A 1,382-nucleotide genomic window follows, 5' to 3' on the forward strand; every position below is an offset into this window, starting at 1 on the left:
GGCGCTACCGCGACCATCGCTCGCTCACCGGCCCGATGAGCGTCATTGTCGCCGAAACCGCATGAAACAAGACAACACCCAAGGAGCACACGATGAGCGAGCATCAAGTCGCAATCGTCGGTGCCGGCACCTCCGGGGTCGCGGCGGCGGTGGCCCTCGCCGACCGTGGCATCAACCCGTTGCTGATCGACCGAGCCGACCAAGTCGGTTCGTCGTGGCACTCTCGTTATGACCGGCTGCGACTGAACACCGGCAGGCAGTTCTCCCACCTGCCGAACCGCCCCTACCCCAAGGGCACACCGACCTTTCCCACGCGGGAACAGGTGATCGAGCATCTCGAGCGGCACGCACGTGCGGACGGGATCGAGCTGCGCCTGGGCTGCCCGGTGGAACGGCTCGACCTAACGGACGGGCACTGGCGGTTGACCACCGCTGCCGGTTCGGTCGACGCTGCCGAGGTGGTGGTCGCGACCGGCTTCGATCATGAGCCCTTCGTCCCGGACTGGCCCGGACGCGGGGACTGGCGGGGTGCACTGGTTCATTCCTCGCAGTACCGGAATCCCTCGCAGTACAACGGGAAACGGGTCCTCGTGGTGGGAGCGGGCTGCTCGGGCATGGAAATTGCCTACGACCTCGCCACCGGAGGCGCGGCAAAGGTCTGGCTTTCGGCTCGCACGCCGCCGAACATCATGCTCCGCCAGGGACCTGGTGGCATACCGGGAGACTTCATCGCGACGCCGCTCTACCATGCCCCGGTCCCTATAGCGGACGCAATCGCTCGGTTCGGCCGGGAGAGGAGCATCGGCGACCTGCGCGAGTTCGGATTACCGATCCCCGACGAGGGGATCTTCGCCCGCAGCGCCCGCCTCGGCGTGGCACCGGCGATCGTCGACAAGGAGCTCATCGCCGCGATCCGAGACAGGTCCATCGAGGTCGTTCGCGGAGTCGAGTCACTCGACGCGGACAGCGTGTGGCTGGTGGACGGTGTGCGAATCGACCCGGAGGCGATGGTCTGCGCGACGGGGTTCCGCCAGGAACTCGAAAAGCTGGTCGGGCACCTCGGCGTACTGGACGAGCGAGGTTGGCCGCACGCCACCGGTGAAAAGCCGGCCGCCGAGAGGTTGCGTTTCATCGGGTTCGTGCCCAGGCCGTCGCAGATCGGGTTCGCGGCGAAGCAGGCTCGCCGCGCGGCCCGAGCGATCGCGCGGGAACTGCGGTGAGCGTCGGCGGTAGGATTCTCCCGCCCTGCCCCGGCGCTCGAACAATGGCGGGTCTGCGCGGAGATGGCCGACCGGTCAGATCCCCCCCACACACAAACGGTCGTTCATGAGACATCACTGACCGGTTGACGTTTACCCAGGTCGGATGTGTAAAGAACACCG

1 protein-coding gene is annotated in these 1,382 nt (G+C 66.9%); it reads left to right on the forward strand.

All coding sequences use genetic code 11. The features are described 5' to 3' along the window. The first annotated feature begins 92 nt into the window (after positions 1-92). Positions 93-1,220: a flavin-containing monooxygenase gene (locus tag RJ1_RS44640; protein ID WP_011593985.1), complete on the forward strand. Its 1,128-nt coding sequence runs from the start codon at positions 93-95 to the stop codon at positions 1,218-1,220. The last annotated feature ends 162 nt before the right edge of the window (positions 1,221-1,382 follow it).

Source organism: Rhodococcus jostii NBRC 16295, from assembly GCF_001894825.1.
GTDB lineage: Bacteria > Actinomycetota > Actinomycetes > Mycobacteriales > Mycobacteriaceae > Rhodococcus_F > Rhodococcus_F jostii.